The organism is Arthrobacter sp. TRD_SC_6 (genome assembly GCF_055361185.1).
The window spans coordinates 69,547-85,941 of the sequence record NZ_CM143953.1; the positions used below are offsets into that span (position 1 = coordinate 69,547).

A 16,395-nucleotide genomic window follows, 5' to 3' on the forward strand; every position below is an offset into this window, starting at 1 on the left:
CAACCCTCGTGGCGGGCGGCTGAGCTGCTTCAGTAGCGTCAGGGGAGACCGCTGCATGGGCAGAATCAGAGGGGAACCCATGACCATACTGACAGTCGATACAGACAGATACGCCGCGGCGGCACGCTGCGCGGCCTCAGCGGCGCGTAGCCTGTCTGCTGCGGGCACCACAGTCCACGCGACCCTGACTAACGGAGCCGGAATGGCCGGTTGGGATTCAAGCGGGACCGACTGGGCAGCCGCCTACGAACCTGCAGCACAGGAGACCCTTGCAGGGCTCCAGGGTCTCACCGCCGCCAATTCCGACAGCTCCCTGGCCCTGACCCTGGCCGCTGAGGGCTACAGCAGCGCAGAACACGTGGCATCGCTCGGCACCAGCGCGCTGGTGGTGCCGACGATGCCCGAAGTTCCGGCCGAATGCCTGGCACTTGGGTTACCCTCAGCCGTAGGCGACAACCCGGTGTTCCTCCCCGAAGGCTGGGACATCGTGACGAACATTGCGGGTTTCGTCTGGCCCAATGGCAATCCGACGGCCTTGCGTGAGGCGGCGCTCGCCTGGACCTCGTTTGCCGATGAGGTCGAACTTTCACGGATTACCGCCATGGGCCAGGTCAGCCAATCCGTCGCGGGGTTGAACTCTGCGGACCTCACTCTGCTGGCTGCGCGCTCAAGCGTTGCGGATAACGCAGCAAGGAACATCGAGGACGCGGCGCGGGAACTGGCCCGCGCGAGCCGGGAATACGCCGACGGCATCGAAGCCGCGCATCATGAGCTGATCGAGGAGACCGTTGCCTTCGCCGCTGAGTGCGCTGTGGTCTTCGGAGCGTCGGCCGTTCTGAGCTTCTTCACCCTCGGTGGTTCCGCCGCGATTGGTACCGCAGTTGGCGCATTCCGCACCGGCCAAATGGTTATGCGCGTCACCGCCACCATGAGCAAACTAGCTGCCAGGGCACTCACCGCCAAACCGTTGCAACACCTGGTGACACCGGTCTCGCGCATCGTCACCAGCCTCGCTTCGCGCGGAAGCCTGCGCCTTGCCGGCGCACGGACCCTCCAGGACTTGACCTTGGCAATCAAGGCGGCAGACAACGGCATCCTTGCCGCTGCCGGCCTCGGAGCCAGGTTCCTCTCCCCCGCTGTCACTGTGCTGAACCGGCCCACTTTGAAAGCTGCCGGGAAAGTTCTGGACGAGGGCACCTCCTTCATCGCGGCGGGCCCCACGGGATATCTGGGCGGCAAGATGAAGGACCTGTTGAAGGACAGACTCTTTCCTGCCGCCGCCGCAATGTACCCGCGGGTTCAGGGCAGGTTCCCTACGCTGAACCGGGCATTTGCCTTCCACAAAGCAGGAACGGAAACCGGTGCGTTCAAAGTTGTCATGTGGAGCAGGGCCGCACGGGATCGCCTTGACACTGCCACGGGCCTGATTGACCGGGCCAAAGATCCCGGCAGCCTCCTTCGCACGCCAGGCGGTGGGGTAAGAGCACCGCAAGCCTCAGTACATACCCCCGAACGCGTCACAACGGTGCATCGCGCTCCCTTGACTCATCCCACGGTCCGGCCCAGCCCAGTCCGTCAAACAACCGTGCCAGCAGCAAGCCTGTAAAACCCCAGATCGTGACTCCCTGCACGTCGAAAGCAGGTGTGCGGTGCACTCTGTCACCGCGGCGAACCACCGCGGTGAACCGGGTGCCATCAGCGAGGAGATCGGCGACGGGCGCCCGGAAGACGTGGGCGGATTCACCATGGTCAACAACCCGGACCGGTGTTGGCGAAGCCCACCAGGCAAGCACGGGTGTGACCAGGTAGTTACTGACCGGAAGGCCCACTTCCGGAAGTTCGCCCAGGATTTCCACCCCGGACGGATCCAACCCGGTCTCCTCCACAGCCTCACGGAGTGCCGCCGCGGAAGCGCTCGGGTCGCCGTCGTCAATTCTTCCGCCCGGGAAAGCCACCTCACCCGGGTGATCCCGCAGCGAACCCGCCCGGGTGACAAAGAGGACATCGAGATCATCCGGAACCGCAATCGAATGGGCCTTTGCAGGCTCATCATCGAGGTGCCCGAAGAGAATCAGCACGGCAGCGGGCCGGGCGGTGGCGGGGTCGAGTCCGCGAAGCTGCCAGGATTCACTGGTCCGGGCGCCTGGACCAATAGCCTCGGAGCGCTCCGCGAAGCGTTTGAGTTCGGCGTAAGCGCTCATGCGCCGAGGCTGTATCCTGCGCTCTGGAGCTCGGCCCTGTTAGCGCCTGCGAGCATTCGGGCGCGGAGTTCTTCCCTGCCCGGCGCCATTTCGTACTTGAGGAGTTTCGCTGCCTTGACCGGATCAACTTCACCCTCGCCGTAGGACGGACACAAAGCCGCAACCGGGCAGACACCGCACGCGGGCTTCTTCGCGTGGCAGATTCTCCTGCCATGGAAAATGACCCGGTGGGACAGCTCTCCCCAGTCCTTGCGTTCGAAGAGTGCGCCGACCTCGAACTCGACCTTGACCGGATCTTCCTCCTGCGTCCACCCGAAGCGCCGCGACAGCCGGCCAAAGTGGGTATCAACCGAGATACCCGGTATCCCAAAGGCGTTGGCCAGCACCACGTTTGCGGTTTTGCGGCCTACCCCGGGTAGGGTCACCAGGTCCTCCAAACGCCCGGGTACCGCTCCATCAAAGTCGTCGACCAGCCGGGTTGAGAGCAAAAGCAGGCTCCGCGCCTTCGCACGGAAGAAGCCTGTGGGCCGGATCATCTCCTGAAGCTCAATCTCCGCAGCCTCGGCAAGGCTTCTTGCGTCCGGGTAGCGCGCAAACAGCGCCGGCGTGGTCAGGTTCACCCGAACGTCCGTTGTCTGGGCAGAAAGTACCGTCGCCACCAACAACTCGAAGGGGTTACGGAAATCCAGTTCCGCCACCGCGTAGGGGTAGGTCTGCGCGAGCTCACGGTGAATCCGCCGCGCACGCCGCTTCAGCGCAACTGGCGATGGCGCCTCGTAAAGCACGTTCCGTCCCCTAACTGGCCTGCCCGCCGTGGCCCGTCACTCCTGCGGAGCGCGTTCAATGTTGCGCAGATCCCGCATGACGCCGATCCGCCCGGTGCGCTTGTCCTGGACCAGGAACTCGTTGCCGCGGTCCTCGATCCCAACCTCCCAGTCTCCAGGCTGGAGCACGAACAAAGGCGCGCCGGTCTGTTCGTCGACGACGGAGCGTGGCGTCCCCACGGCGAACCAGAAAGCCTCGACCAAAGGCTCATCATCCTCCGCCTCACGTGTTGCGGAAATGGATTCAGTGCGCGAAGGGGTTTGCGCTGGCTCCTCGCGCGTGTCCTCCTGCACCGCGGGATGGGCCATCGTGGGTGCGGGTGTTTCCGGAACGTTCTCGTGGTCATCGGATGGGTCAGCCTCCACTTCCGCACGAGGAGAAGCTTCCTGTTCCAGCTGATGGCTGGACGGGGAACCGACCTCCGGTTCCGTTCCTGCCGCAGGTTCCACGGAGCTCTCAGAGGCAGGGGAACGTTCAGCAGCAGCTCCCTGTGCGGCGGATTGTTGGCCAGCCGCGTAGCCCGCCACAGCGTAACCCGCCGATCGGCCTGCGCTGCTTGGCCCGGTATCCGCTCGGTTTGATGACGCAGGTGTACCTGCCGTCGCATTATCTGGGTCCTGCCAGGCTTTCACCTGCTCCGCCGGTACCGGCTTAGGCGGGCGTGGCTTGGCCGGAAGCGCCTGGCGGGCGATCAGGTGCGCTGGCGTTGAAGGCCGTCCGTCGAAATCGGGCTTGAAGATGCTCAGGTGCGGGCCGCCGACAGTCGCAGCCAGGAACCCAACAGAACCGAGGAGCGCGATGAACTGGCCGATACCGAACGTGGTGACCGTTTGAATAAAGAAGAAGCTGGTGGCCAACGCTGCCGCCACCGACGCGAACTGGTCAACCGACAGTGACCCGACCCTCAGGTTTTCCGATCCCAACCGGCGGCCCACCAGCAGCGCAAGGGAAGCAACGGGCAGCAGAATGCCGATCCCGAGGAAGAACAGTGCAGACGTCCTCCACAGGTTCACGCCCTCGGTGAAGGGGAGGATGGTGCCGATGAGCATGACCAGCACCGATCCGCCAATCACTGCCTCGCGCAGTGTGAATGGACCTGCAACGGCATCGCTCGTGGTCTCACCCGAGGACCCGGCGTCGCGCGAACGCTCCTCCGCCTGCTGCACAGGCGAGCTGCTCGCGGGGCCGGTGCCGCCGTCGTACTGGCGCGGTTCGGTCATGTCGGGACTCCATTCAAGACAGTTTTACAACAGCGGCGCATGCCGCGGTTCAGAAGCCGACGGCGGTGAGCCAGGTTCGGATTCTCTGACAACACTAGTCAACGCCATCTTCCTTCACTACCCATGATCGGCCGCGTCGACGCTTAGCCAACAGCGCCTGAGCGCCGTTCGTCGCAGAAACAGGCCCTCTTACATCCGGATTGTGACGGCAAGCACATGCTTACGGGTGCTGCCTACTAAAGTGGGAGACAGCACACGCGTACGGGCTGGCGTCTGTTCAAACCCGTAGCGCTCCGATCGGCCGAAGGGGTCCACCATGTCTGAAGACACCCAAACTCATGCGGGAGACGCGTTCGAAAACCTCCTGCATGAGGAGCGCAAATTCCCACCCACCGAGGAATTTGCTGCCAACGCAATAGCCACCGCGGACCTGTATGAAAAAGGCAAGCAGGGTCCCGAATTCTGGGCGAAGCAAGCCCGTGAGCTACTTACCTGGCATGAGGACTTCACCCAGGCCCTTGACTGGTCCGATGCCCCGTTCGCCAAGTGGTTCGTCGGCGGGAAGATCAACGCCGCCTACAACGCGCTGGACCGCCACGTCGAAGAAGGCCGCGGCGATAGAGTTGCCATCCATTTCGAGGGCGAACCGGGAGACACCCGCAGCTTCACGTACGCCGAACTCACCATCGCGGTGAAGAAGGCCGCCAATGCCTTCGAATCACTCGGGGTGTCCAAGGGCGACCGCGTGGCCGTTTACCTCCCCATGATCCCTGAAGCGGTCATCACCATGCTGGCCTGTGCGCGGATCGGCGCAGTGCACTCCGTAGTCTTCGGCGGCTTCTCGGCTGACGCGCTTCGCAGCAGGATCGACGACGCCGAAGCAAAGCTCGTGGTCACCTCCGACGGCACCTACCGGCGCGGGAAGCCCAGCTCCCTCAAGCCAGCGGTCGACGGCGCACTCCAGCGTCCCGGCCACACGGTGGAGAACGTCGTGGTGGTCAAGCGCAACGGTGAGCCCGTTGAGTGGACCGAGGGCCTGGACGTCTGGTGGGACGACGTCGTCGGCCCCGCAAGCGAAGAGCACACTGCTGAGGGACACGACTCCGAGCACCCGCTCTTCATCCTCTACACCTCGGGAACCACGGGGAAGCCCAAGGGTATCCTCCACACCACCGGCGGTTACCTCGCGCAGACCGCGTTCACGCACAAGAACACTTTCGATCTACACCCCGAAAGCGACGTCTTCTGGTGCACTGCCGACATCGGCTGGGTGACCGGCCACAGCTACGTGACCTACTCGCCGTTGGTCAACGGCGCCACCCAGCTGATGTACGAGGGCACCCCGGACACACCGCACCAGGGCCGCTGGTGGGAGCTCGTGGAGAAGTATAAGGTGTCCATCCTTTACACGGCGCCCACTGCGATCCGGACCTTCATGAAGTGGGGCCGCGACATCCCCAAGAAGTTCGACCTCTCCTCAATCCGTGTGCTTGGTTCCGTTGGGGAGCCCATCAACCCCGAGGCCTGGATGTGGTACCGCGAAGTCATCGGCGGCAACGGCGAGCGTGGACAGACACGCGCGCCCATCGTTGACACCTGGTGGCAGACCGAGACGGGTGCGCACATGATTTCGCCGCTGCCCGGCGTCACTGCCTGCAAGCCAGGTTCGGCCCAGGTCGCCATGCCTGGAATCGCCATTGACGTTGTCGACGAGATGGGCCAGTCCGTTCCCAACGGGTCCGGTGGTTACCTCGTGATCCGGGAGCCGTGGCCCTCCATGCTCCGCGGCATCTGGGGTGATCCGGAACGGTTCAAGGAGACCTACTGGTCCCGGTTCGAAGGCATGTACTTCGCTGGCGACGGCGCCAAGCGGGACGAGGACGGCGACATCTGGCTCCTCGGCCGGGTTGACGACGTCATGAACGTCTCAGGCCACCGCCTCTCGACCACGGAGATCGAATCCGCCCTGGTGAGCCACCCCTCGGTGGCGGAGGCCGCCGTCGTCGGCGCAAGCGACGAGACCACCGGAGAGGCAGTGGTGGCGTTCGTGATCCTCCGAGGGTCAGCAGTGGAGGACGACGACGTCGTCACCACCCTGCGTAACCACGTGGCCAAGGAGATCGGGCCGATCGCCAAACCGCGCAACATCCTGGTGGTCCCGGAGTTGCCGAAGACGCGCTCAGGCAAGATCATGCGGCGCTTGCTGAAGGACGTAGCCGAGGGCCGCGAGGTAGGAGACGCGACCACGCTCTCCGACCCGACGATCATGCAGCAGATTGCGGCGTCCCTGCGTAAATAGCTGAGTTTTTGTCGCCTACATGCTGTCCAAACGGGTTACGAACAGCATGTAGGCGACAAAAACTGTGAGCTGGGTCTATGCACCCTGTGACGTTGCCGGGATTTCATGGCAGCGGGCGGTCCGGTACGAGGACAATTCTGAAACGTGTCCTCCTCAACATCCTCCCCAACCCTGGCAGCGCCGGCCGTACGCCCCGGAATGGCCCGCAAGACGGCGGCAGCGTCCTTCGTCGGTACGGCGCTTGAGTCGTACGACTTCTACGTGTTCGGCACAGCTGCCGCACTCGTGTTCAACGAGGTGTTCTTTACCTCCCAGGACCCGCTCGCCGGCACCCTCTCAGCGTTCCTGGTCTTCGCGATGGGGTTCGTTGCCCGTCCACTGGGCGCGATCCTCTTTGGGCATCTCGGCGACCGGATCGGCCGCAAGAGGACCCTTATCTGGACCATCCTGCTCATGGGACTGGCTACCGGATCAGTGGGTCTCCTGCCTGACTACTCCGTGATCGGCGTCTGGGCACCCATCATCCTCACCGTGCTGCGGCTCCTGCAGGGGCTCTCCCTCGGAGGTGAGTGGGGCGGCTCCATCCTCATCGCGACCGAGCACGCCGGCCCACGCCGGCGCGCACTTTATGCAGCCATTCCGCAGATCGGGTCCCCGGTCGGGACGCTCCTCATCTCCGCCGTCTTCCTCGCCCTTACCCAGCTGGTGCCCCCGGAGATCATGACGTCCTGGGGCTGGCGCATTCCGTTCCTGCTCGCGTTCCCGTTCCTTGCCGTCGCGCTCTACCTGCGCCTGGCCATTGACGAAACACCGGTCTTCCGCACCGCCCGGAAGGTTCGCATCCCCCTCCTTGAGGTTCTGCGGGGCCAGCGTGCCGCCGTCGTCATCGCTACCGCTTCAGCGGTACTGGGGATCGGTTCCTACTTCCTCATGGTCTCCTACACCCAGGCCTACGGGACCGAGCGGCTGGGCTTGTCGCAGGCCACGGTGCTCAATGCCGCGCTGGTGGGCTCACTACTGCAGCTTGTTACCATCCCGGCGTTCGGCTGGCTGGCGATGCGTATCGGTTCGGCGAAGGTGGTGCTGGGCGGTGCGCTGGGTACGGCGTTGATCGCCTTCCCGCTGTACTGGGTGATCAGCATCGCCGATGCCCCGCTGTACATCACGGCGATCCTCTTGGGCGGAATCCTGCCGACGGCAAGCTGGGCCGCCCTCGGGGGACTCATGGCGGACCTGTTCGAACCGAGCACCAGCTTCACCGCACTGTCCTTCTCGTACAGCATCGCGGCGATCGTCGCCGGGTTCGCGCCGTCGATCACGCAGGCGTTCGGCACGGCGACAGACGGCGCGTGGTGGCATCCCGGCGTCGTACTCGCGCTGATGAGCCTGGTGACAGTTGCGGGCGCCGCGGCTGCCGTAAGGGCACGACGCCGGGTGCCCAGCCGTTCCTAAGGAGGCCGTCCCTGTACGGCATAGTTAAGCCATGGCGACCACCACCCTGCTGATCCTCAACGGCCCAAACCTGAACCTGCTTGGCTCGCGCGAGCCCGGGATCTACGGTTCACAAACGCTCGACGACGTCGAGGAGCTGTGTGCATCGGCTGCGGGCGCGCACGGCTGGGCCGCGACCTGCGTTCAGTCGAACCATGAGGGTGAGCTGGTGGACGCAATCCAGGCCGCTGTGAAGACTGCTGACGGCATCGTGATCAACGCGGGCGCCTACACCCACACGTCGGTAGCGCTCCGTGATGCTCTCGCTGGCGTTGGCCTGCCCGCGGTCGAGGTGCACATCAGCAATGTCCATCAGCGCGAGGAGTTCCGGCACCACTCCTACCTCTCCGCCGTGGTCGACGCCGTCATCGTTGGCGCGGGGGTGGACGGTTACCGGCTGGCCATTGACCATCTGGTCCGAAAACTGACGTCGGATGGCCAGCTGCACCCCACTTATGAGGGACGATAGGGCTATGACGGAAATCACCTCCATCGACAATGCTGTCGGTGACGCAGAGAACGCACCCATGCTCGAAGTGAAGAACCTCGCTGTCAGCTTTCGCACCACCTATGGCGAAGTGTCGGCAGTTGAGGATGCCAGTTTCACCCTCCACCGGGGGAAAACACTGGCGATCGTAGGCGAGTCGGGGTCAGGCAAATCGACCACGGCAATGGCCTGCATCGGTTTGCTGCCCAACAATGGCCGGATTACCAACGGCAGCATCATGTTCGAGGGCCGGGACCTGGTGCCGCTGCCGGAATCGGCAATGCGCACCATCCGGGGCCGAGCCATCGGCCTTGTCCCCCAGGACCCGATGTCCAACCTCAACCCCGTGGCGAAGATCGGCACCCAGGTGGCCGAGACGCTCCTGGTGCACGGCCTCGCGGACAAAAAGAACGTCAAGGAGCGCGTGATCGAAGTGCTCTCCGCTGCCGGACTGCCCGACGCCGGTGAACGCGCCAAGCAGTACCCCCACGAATTCTCGGGCGGCATGCGGCAGCGGGCGCTCATCGCCATCGGGCTCGCGTGCCGGCCTCGCCTGCTCATCGCCGACGAGCCCACCAGCGCCCTCGACGTGACGGTGCAGCGCACCATCCTGGACCAGATCGACACCATGACCGAGCAGCTGGGAACCTCCGTGCTGCTGATCACCCACGACCTCGGGCTTGCTGCCGAACGCGCTTCGGAGCTGGTGGTGATGCACCGCGGGCGGGTGGTCGAGACCGGCCCCGCCGCACAGCTCCTCAATGATCCCCAGCACCCGTACACCCAGTCCCTGGTCCGCGCGGCACCAAGCGTCGCCGCCGTCCGGCTCCGCCCGGGCGCCTATCACGAGGACGCCGCGAAGCGCGCCAGCCTCGCGCAGGCTGCCTTCAAAGAGCACCAGGCCGAACCTGATTCCGCCGCAGAGGCTAAGTCGACCGACAACATCGTGGAGATCCGCGATTTGACCAAGATCTACAAGCGCCGGGGCTCCTCCGAGGATTTCTACGCTGCAAAGAACGTCACGCTGGACATTCCGCGCGGCCAGACTGTCGCTATCGTGGGCGAGTCAGGGTCCGGCAAAACCACCACGGCGCGCATGCTGCTGAAACTGATCGAACCGACGTCGGGCTCCATGACCTTTGACGGCATGGACGTTGCGACGCTGAACAAGTCACAGCTCGACGATTTCCGCCAACGCGTGCAGCCGGTTTTCCAGGATCCTTACTCCTCGCTGAACCCGATGTTCACCATCGAGCGCATCGTCGAAGAACCACTCAACGCCTACAAACGCGGTTCAAAGAAGGAACGTGCCGCCCGCGTGCGGGAACTGATGGACCAGGTGTCCCTCCCCCACAATGCGTTGCGCAGGTACCCCTCAGAGCTTTCAGGCGGTCAGCGGCAGCGTGTGGCGATCGCCCGCGCACTGGCGCTCAAGCCCGAACTGATCGTGTGCGACGAGCCCGTTTCCGCCCTCGACGTGCTGGTACAGGCGCAAATCCTCAAGCTGCTCGGCGACCTCCAGTCAGAGCTGGGCCTGAGCTACCTGTTTATCTCCCACGACCTCGCCGTGGTGCGCCTCATCTCCGACTACGTGTGCGTCATGAAGGACGGCGAGCTGGTGGAGGCCGCGACCTCCGAGGAAGTCTTCCAGAACCCGCGCCACCCGTACACGCGCACGCTCCTGGCGTCCATCCCGGGCAACGAACTGAACATCGCCTGAGACTTCCCGCAGGGAAGCCACGGTACGACGACGGCCGGTCACCTTCGCTGAGAAGGTAACCGGCCGTCGTCGTACTTTTCAAGCTCCGTGAGTGTTCAGATAATCGCCTTCTGATCGCGCCAAAGCACTGTTATCTGCGCACTCAACGCCGAATACAAACTGTGCTGGTTACTTCTGGCGCGTCTTCGGATCAAGCGCCTCGCGGAGGGACTCGCCCAGCAGGGTGAACCCAAGCGCCGTGATCGCGATACAGGCGCCCGGTAGGAACGCCAGGTACGGCGACGACGCCAGTTCAGCCTGAGCGGAGGTCAGCATGCGGCCCCATTCGGCGGTCTGCGGGAGCCCACCGCCGAGTCCCAGGAAGGACAGCGCAGCAGCATCGATCACCGCGGTTGCCAGCGACAAAGTGGCCTGCACGATGACCGGACCAACGCTGTTCGGTAGCAGGTGGCTCATGGTGATAGTCCGCTTGCTCAGACCGAGCGTCTGCGCCGCCAGGATATAGTCGGAACCGCGCTGGGAGAGCATCGATGAACGCAGCAATCGAGCGAAGATCGGGACCTGCGAAGCGCCGATGGCGATCATCACCGCGTACGGGCCCTGTCCAAGGATCGCAGCGATACTGACCGCGAGCAGCAGGTTCGGGACAGAAAGCAGGATGTCCACGAAGCGCATGATCACGCTGTCCACCCAACCGCCCAGTCCGCCGGCCAGGAGACCCAGCAGCATGCCGCCCATCAAGCCCAGGGCCGTCGAAATCACACCGATCAGCAGGGAGGCCTGCGCGCCCCAGATCAGCTTGCTGAAAACGTCTCCGCCGAAACGGTCCAGGCCCAGCGGATACGCTTCGATCTCGCCCGGGCCGGGAATGTTCGTTGGAGTGATTTCCGTACGGCCTGGCAGGGCCTCACCGCCATAAGGCGCGAGAAACGGGGCCAGGGCCGCAACGAGCAGGAACAAGCCGATAATGACCGCGCCAGTGATGGCCTGTGGATTGCGCCGGAGCCTGCGGAACGCGTCCTTCCAGAGGCCGGTGCCACCGCCGTCCGCAAGAGCCGGCTCGGCGGTTGGCGAGGTTGATCCGCCCGCAGCGGGAGGCAAAACATTGCTCATTGCACACGCACCCTCGGGTCGATGATTGTGTAGGACACGTCAACAATCAGGTTGATCAGCGCATACAGAATCGCGATGAAAATGATGAACCCCTGCAGCACTGGATAATCGAGTTCGAAAATCGCGTCGCGCAGGAAGCGCCCAATGCCGCTGAACGCGAACACAGTTTCCGTCAGAACCGCACCGGAGATCAGCAGGCCCGTCTGCAGGCCGATGGTCGTGACCACGGGAAGCATGGCGTTGCGCATGATGAACCGGCTTCGGATGGTCCTTTCCATGAGCCCCTTGGCACGGGCTGTGCGCACATAGTCGGCGTTCTGCACTTCGAGCACCGACGCGCGGGTGATGCGCACAATGATTGCCAGCGGGATGGTGCCGAGCGCGAGTCCCGGAAGGATCAGGTGGAGGAACGCGTCCCATGCGGCGTCGTACTCGCCGGTGAGGAAGCCATCCAGCACGTAAAAGTCAGTGACATGGGTGGCGTTGATCCTTGGGTCCTGTCTTCCGTCGGGCGGCAGGATGGGCCACTGGATCGCGAAGAGGTACTTCAGGATGAAAGCCAGGAAGAACACCGGGATGGTTATCCCGATCAGGCTGAGGACCACCGAGCCGTGGTCCAGCACCCGGCCGTAGTGGCGGGCAGCCAGGTAACCGAGCGGCACCCCGACTCCAATGGCGAAGATCAACGCGATGACGCTGAGCTCGAGGGTGGCCGGGAAGCGGGTCGCGAACTCAGCGAGCACGGGCCGTCCGGTCATGATCGATGTGCCAAAGTCTCCCTGCAGCAGCTTCCCCATGTAAGTGAAGTACTGCAGCAGCAGAGGCTGGTCGAAGCCGTACAGCTCATTGACGCGGGCTACCGCCTCGGGGGTGGCGCGTTCGCCGAGCAGCGCAGTGGCGGGGCCGCCGGGCAGGCTGCGGACCCACAGGAATAACAGGACCGAGAGCCCAAAAAGGGTGGGAATCAGGAGGGCGAGTCGTTTACCGATAACGCGAAGCACAGTGTCCTCTCAACACGAATGACAGCAAGGCAGACAAAAGCGGAGGGACCTAAGGTGGCTGGTCCCTCCGCCAATGGCTTCTACTCGCTGAGTTCGATCAAGTTGAATACCTCGTCGTTGACCGGGCTCGCTGGGTAGGAATCTACCCGCTGGGCGAAGGCCAACGACGGCGCTGGGTGCGCCAGCGGGATAGCCGGGTTGAACTCGGCGATTTGCTCGTTGATCTCCTCGTAAAGGGCGGTCTGCTCTTCGCGATCGGTCATGCCGCGGGCTTCGCTGAGGGCGTCGAACAACTCGGTGTTGTTGAAGCCGAACTCCGGCTTCTCCTGTCCGAAGAAGACGCCGATGAAGTTGTCGGTGTCGTTGTAGTCGCCGGTCCAGCCCAGGAGGTGGATGCCGTGGTTCTCGGTTCCCTGGATGCGGTCAAGGTAGTCCGGGGTCCAGACGTCGGGTGCCGGGGTGACCGTGATGCCAACTTCTCCGAGCTGTGCGCTCAGGTTGGTGAAGACCTGCTCAGGGGTAGGCATGTAGGGCCGTGACACGTCGGTCGGGTAGTTGAACTGAACCTCGAAGCCATCCGGGTAGCCAGCTTCGGTGAGAAGCTCGCGAGCACGCTCGGGATCATACTCATAGGTGGTGACGTCCGTGTTATAGCCGTCCACTACCTCGGGGATGAACTGCGTTGCCAGCTGGGTACCCTCTGGCAGCGTCTGGTCGATCAGGGCCTGCTTGTCGATAGCGTGGTGGATGGCCTCGCGTACCAGCGGATCGCTGAGTTCCTCAACCTTGTGGTTGATGCCGAGGTAGAGGATGGTGAACGGATCGCGGGGGATGATCTTGAAATCGTCGCCTTCGAGAACCGGAATGTCGGCCGGCGAGACGAGGTCGAAGCCGTCGATGGTTCCTGCCTGCAGTGCCTGGGTGCGCGCCTGCGGGTCATCAATGATCCGGAAGATGACCTGCTGGACGTCTCCCTGGTCTCCCCAGTACTCCGGGTAGGCGGAGATTGTCAGGTCTTCGCCGACGTTCCACGAATCAAACTTGAACGGACCGGTGCCCACGGGGTTGCCCTGTGCGTACTCACTGAGCTGGGGCGCTTCGGCGGACCCGCCGATGTCGTCGGCGTTGAATTCCTCGAGCGCCGTGGGGCTCTGCATGGCGAACGCGGGCAGCGACAGTGCCGGAATGAAGCCTGCGAACGGCTTTGCCAGCGTGACCGTCGCCTCAAGGTCGCCGTTCACCTCGCAGGACTCGTAGACAGCGGCGTCCGCTGAATCCGCGAAGCCACGGAAGAGGTTGTTGTAGTAGTAGGAAACCGATGGCGCCTGAGCGAGGCCGGTGAAGTTGTACCAGCGGTCAAAGTTGAAGCACACGGCTTCGGCGTTGAATTCGGTGCCGTCGTGGAAGGTGACACCTTCCTTCAGCGCGAAGGTGTAGGAGAGGCCGTCTTCGGAGGTCTCCCATGATTCTGCGAGAAGCGGCGCGGGGTCTGCGGTACCGGCTTCGACGCCCACGAGGCCCTCGAAGATCTGGCGGCTCACGCGGAAGGATTCGCCGTCGCTGGCGAACGCCGGGTCAAGCGATGCGGGGTCCGATGACGCTGCGAAGACGAAAGTGGAATCCACTTCCTCGCTTGCGCCAGTGCCGCCGTCGTCCTCGCGTTGGCTCTGGACGCAGCCGCTGAGCAACAGTGCGCTGATGGCGGCACCAGCAGTGATGGCGGCGGCGCGTGTCCTTGTGGGACGCGACCGGCGCTCCGATTTGCTTGTGAACATTGATTGCTCCTGATGATCTGTTACCTGGCAGACACGTCATTGTGCCCGACGGCGCACGGCGAGCCGTGGTGCCTTTGTGTGACGAGCCTAACTCTCAGGAGTGCTCTGTGCAGTATTTTCAGTCAGCAACCGGTCACGATTTGGTTACACCCGGCTAACCGAAATCAGCGCTGCGTACACTGGCCTGCCGATACCGTCTCCGTCAGGCCCGCGACGCGTTCGACGACGGGACGCAGTTCTTCGAGCGTGAGCGCATATCCCACCGGGAGATCGGCTGTGGACTTGGCGAAGATGACGCCGGCAACGCGCCCCTGCATGTCGAGCAATGGACCGCCGGAGTTGCCCTGTTGCACGTTCGCCGCGAGGGTGAAGACGTTCACGGGCGTTGGGTCTGCACCGTAGATGTTCTCCACCAGAACGTCCGAGCGGTTCTGCACACTGGCAGGCTGGATCTGGAATGGCCCGCCCGCGGGATACCCGGCGAACGCAGCGGTCTCCCCGTTCTCGAGGGCACTTCCGAGCGGGAGCGGCGCCCGGTCCAGACCGTCCACCGCGAGCACAGCGATGTCCCTCACCGGGTCGAGGTAAACCACCCGGCCGGGCAGTGCACCTCCGCCTGGGAACTCCACGACGGGCTGGTTCACTCCGGCGACAACGTGGGCGTTGGTAACCACCTTGCCGTCAGCGATGACGAAGCCGGAGCCGGTCTGGTTCTGCCCGCACTGGAACGCAGTGCCAGCGATGCGAAGAACCGACTGGGACGCCGCTGCAAGCTCCGGTGTATTCACGGATTCGTCCGGGATGGGAGCGGGCGTAGCCGGAGCGATCTCCTCAAGCAGGGTAGGAATGCCATCCGCGACCGCGATGGAACGGATCTGCGCCATCCAGGACCGCACGGGTGACGGCGTCAGGGTGTCTATTCCGGTGATCAGGCGGGACGACGCTATGGATTGCGACAGGAAGGGAACGCCCATGGTGCTGATGCTGAAGGCCAGCATAGCGAGCACCAGCGCCGCCACGACCACGTTGGTGAATCCGCCGAGCAGGCGGTCAATAAACCGGACCGGACCGGATTCCGAGCGGCCACTGATTGCCCTGCCCAGGGCTGAGCCGAGGGCTTGCCCGATGACCACCAGCAGGAGGGCCGTAGCGATGACGGCGGCAAGACGCCAGCTGTCCTCCGTAACCCAACTGCTGACGAGGGGAATGGCGAAGAACGCAGCCACTGCGCCGGCGCCGAAACCGATGATGCCTCCGAGGGTCACAAAAAAGCCGTTGCGCAGCCCAGCCACGAGGTACCCGACGAGCACCAGGACCAGAATGATGTCCAGGAGGGTAAAGCCGAACACTTTTCTCCACTTCCGAAGAAGCCCCGCACTTCCCCTACTGTCCCAACGATTCTACGTTCCGCGGCTGACAATTCGCGGAGAAGTGGTGGCCGCCGACGCTTGGAGGGCGAACCCATCTCCTATCCCTTCGGCGAACATGCGTGTATCAGGTGTCACATCGCGTTTGTGTACGGCAAGATGGGAATAGATAAAACAGTTGGTTTTGCATCACGTTATAGGAGCTTTCATGGATATCGAGGTACTGCGCCGGGCGCCCCTTTTCGCTTCGCTGGGCGACGAGGTGTTTGCTGCCCTCACCGATGAGTTGACGGAAGTTGACCTTTCGCGCGGCGCTTCGGTCTTCAGGGAGGGGGACCAGGGGGATCAGCTCTACTTCATCGTCTCCGGCAAAATCAAGCTCGGGCGCACTGCGCAGGACGGCCGCGAGAACCTTCTGGCCATTCTCGGCCCAGGCGAACTCTTCGGTGAGATGGCTCTCTTCGATCCCAGCCCCCGCACCGCTACGGCCACGGCTGTTTCCGAGACACGCCTCGCAGGCCTGAAGAACGAGAACCTGCGTGCGCTGCTCGAAACCCGCCCGGAAGTCTCCGCACAGCTGCTCCAGGCGCTTGCCCGGCGCCTCCGCCGCACCAACGAATCGCTGGCTGACCTGGTGTTTTCCGACGTTCCGGGCCGCGTTGCCAAGGCGCTGCTGGACCTGGCCGACCGCTTCGGACGCCCAGCTACCGACGGCATCCTTGTTGCACACGAGCTCACGCAGGAAGAGCTCGCCCAGCTGGTTGGAGCTTCGCGCGAGACGGTCAACAAGGCGCTCGCCGAGTTCGTCCAGCGCGGCTGGCTGCGACTCGAGGCGCGTGCCGTCGTCATTCTCGACATCCAGCGCCTGCGTCAGCGCAGCCGCTGACTTCTGCGGG

Annotated in this window: 13 protein-coding genes; 6 read left to right on the forward strand and 7 right to left on the reverse strand. The window is 63.8% G+C overall.

Annotated features, from left to right (window positions below; translation table 11 throughout):
- The first annotated feature begins 79 nt into the window (after nucleotides 1–79).
- A complete protein-coding gene (locus ACWA1U_RS00365; protein ID WP_463723370.1) occupies nucleotides 80–1,606 on the forward strand; it encodes a hypothetical protein in 1,527 nt (508 codons plus the stop codon).
- On the opposite strand, the gene ACWA1U_RS00370 is transcribed toward ACWA1U_RS00365, so the two are convergent.
- Genes ACWA1U_RS00370 through ACWA1U_RS00380 form a run of 3 tightly spaced genes read right to left on the reverse strand, consistent with a single transcriptional unit; the run spans nucleotide 1,518 to nucleotide 4,246 of the window.
- The gene (locus tag ACWA1U_RS00370) at nucleotides 1,518–2,201 is read right to left on the reverse strand and encodes an NUDIX hydrolase (RefSeq protein ID WP_463723371.1); all 684 of its coding nucleotides are present in this window, start codon (nucleotides 2,199–2,201) and stop codon (nucleotides 1,518–1,520) included. The genes ACWA1U_RS00365 and ACWA1U_RS00370 overlap by 89 nt on opposite strands.
- Nucleotides 2,198–2,986, reverse strand: a complete 789-nt coding sequence (gene nth, locus ACWA1U_RS00375; protein ID WP_463723372.1) for an endonuclease III — start codon at nucleotides 2,984–2,986, stop codon at nucleotides 2,198–2,200. Before nth ends, ACWA1U_RS00370 begins: the two co-directional genes overlap by 4 nt.
- Nucleotides 2,987–3,022: 36 nt before the next feature.
- Nucleotides 3,023–4,246, reverse strand: a complete 1,224-nt coding sequence (locus ACWA1U_RS00380; RefSeq protein ID WP_463723373.1) for a hypothetical protein — start codon at nucleotides 4,244–4,246, stop codon at nucleotides 3,023–3,025.
- 316 nt (nucleotides 4,247–4,562) lie between these two features.
- On the opposite strand from ACWA1U_RS00380, the gene acs reads away from it, so the two are divergent.
- From acs to ACWA1U_RS00400, 4 genes are all read left to right on the forward strand, one after another.
- The gene (acs, locus tag ACWA1U_RS00385; protein WP_463723374.1) at nucleotides 4,563–6,545 is read left to right on the forward strand and encodes an acetate--CoA ligase; all 1,983 of its coding nucleotides are present in this window, start codon (nucleotides 4,563–4,565) and stop codon (nucleotides 6,543–6,545) included.
- A gap of 144 nt (nucleotides 6,546–6,689) precedes the next feature.
- Complete coding sequence (locus ACWA1U_RS00390) at nucleotides 6,690–7,997, forward strand: MFS transporter (protein WP_463723375.1); 1,308 nt, start codon at nucleotides 6,690–6,692, stop codon at nucleotides 7,995–7,997.
- 31 nt (nucleotides 7,998–8,028) lie between these two features.
- Nucleotides 8,029–8,505, forward strand: a complete 477-nt coding sequence (gene aroQ, locus ACWA1U_RS00395) for a type II 3-dehydroquinate dehydratase (protein WP_463723376.1) — start codon at nucleotides 8,029–8,031, stop codon at nucleotides 8,503–8,505.
- 4 nt (nucleotides 8,506–8,509) lie between these two features.
- The gene (locus ACWA1U_RS00400; RefSeq protein ID WP_463723377.1) at nucleotides 8,510–10,243 is read left to right on the forward strand and encodes a dipeptide ABC transporter ATP-binding protein; all 1,734 of its coding nucleotides are present in this window, start codon (nucleotides 8,510–8,512) and stop codon (nucleotides 10,241–10,243) included.
- Nucleotides 10,244–10,411: 168 nt separating this feature from the next.
- Here the strand turns inward: ACWA1U_RS00400 and ACWA1U_RS00405 are convergent, their stop codons facing one another.
- The 4 genes from ACWA1U_RS00405 to ACWA1U_RS00420 all read right to left on the reverse strand — a co-directional run bounded on the left by ACWA1U_RS00405 (nucleotide 10,412) and on the right by ACWA1U_RS00420 (nucleotide 15,481).
- On the reverse strand, nucleotides 10,412–11,356 hold the full coding sequence (locus tag ACWA1U_RS00405) for an ABC transporter permease (RefSeq protein ID WP_463723378.1): 945 nt from the start codon (nucleotides 11,354–11,356) through the stop codon (nucleotides 10,412–10,414).
- Nucleotides 11,353–12,357 (reverse strand): ABC transporter permease, encoded by a 1,005-nt coding sequence (locus ACWA1U_RS00410; protein ID WP_463723379.1) that lies wholly within the window; start codon nucleotides 12,355–12,357, stop codon nucleotides 11,353–11,355. Before ACWA1U_RS00410 ends, ACWA1U_RS00405 begins: the two co-directional genes overlap by 4 nt.
- Nucleotides 12,358–12,437: 80 nt before the next feature.
- Nucleotides 12,438–14,132 carry an ABC transporter substrate-binding protein gene (locus ACWA1U_RS00415; RefSeq protein WP_463723380.1) on the reverse strand — a complete coding sequence of 565 codons (1,695 nt, stop codon included), beginning with the start codon at nucleotides 14,130–14,132 and terminating at the stop codon, nucleotides 12,438–12,440.
- A 164-nt stretch (nucleotides 14,133–14,296) separates the two neighbouring features.
- Complete coding sequence (locus ACWA1U_RS00420; RefSeq protein WP_463723381.1) at nucleotides 14,297–15,481, reverse strand: MarP family serine protease; 1,185 nt, start codon at nucleotides 15,479–15,481, stop codon at nucleotides 14,297–14,299.
- Between the two features lie 226 nt (nucleotides 15,482–15,707).
- On the opposite strand from ACWA1U_RS00420, the gene ACWA1U_RS00425 reads away from it, so the two are divergent.
- Nucleotides 15,708–16,385: a Crp/Fnr family transcriptional regulator gene (locus ACWA1U_RS00425; protein WP_026544229.1), complete on the forward strand. Its 678-nt coding sequence runs from the start codon at nucleotides 15,708–15,710 to the stop codon at nucleotides 16,383–16,385.
- Nucleotides 16,386–16,395: the final 10 nt, after the last annotated feature.

Coding starts and splice junctions, on each gene's coding strand:
- ACWA1U_RS00405 (WP_463723378.1), bottom strand. CDS start 11,356: ATGAGCAATGTTTTGCCTCCCGCTGCGGGCGGATCAACCTCGCCAACC.
- acs (WP_463723374.1), top strand. CDS start 4,563: ATGTCTGAAGACACCCAAACTCATGCGGGAGACGCGTTCGAAAACCTC.
- ACWA1U_RS00365 (WP_463723370.1), top strand. CDS start 80: ATGACCATACTGACAGTCGATACAGACAGATACGCCGCGGCGGCACGC.
- ACWA1U_RS00370 (WP_463723371.1), bottom strand. CDS start 2,201: ATGAGCGCTTACGCCGAACTCAAACGCTTCGCGGAGCGCTCCGAGGCT.
- ACWA1U_RS00380 (WP_463723373.1), bottom strand. CDS start 4,246: ATGACCGAACCGCGCCAGTACGACGGCGGCACCGGCCCCGCGAGCAGC.
- ACWA1U_RS00400 (WP_463723377.1), top strand. CDS start 8,510: ATGACGGAAATCACCTCCATCGACAATGCTGTCGGTGACGCAGAGAAC.
- aroQ (WP_463723376.1), top strand. CDS start 8,029: ATGGCGACCACCACCCTGCTGATCCTCAACGGCCCAAACCTGAACCTG.
- ACWA1U_RS00425 (WP_026544229.1), top strand. CDS start 15,708: ATGGATATCGAGGTACTGCGCCGGGCGCCCCTTTTCGCTTCGCTGGGC.
- ACWA1U_RS00415 (WP_463723380.1), bottom strand. CDS start 14,132: ATGTTCACAAGCAAATCGGAGCGCCGGTCGCGTCCCACAAGGACACGC.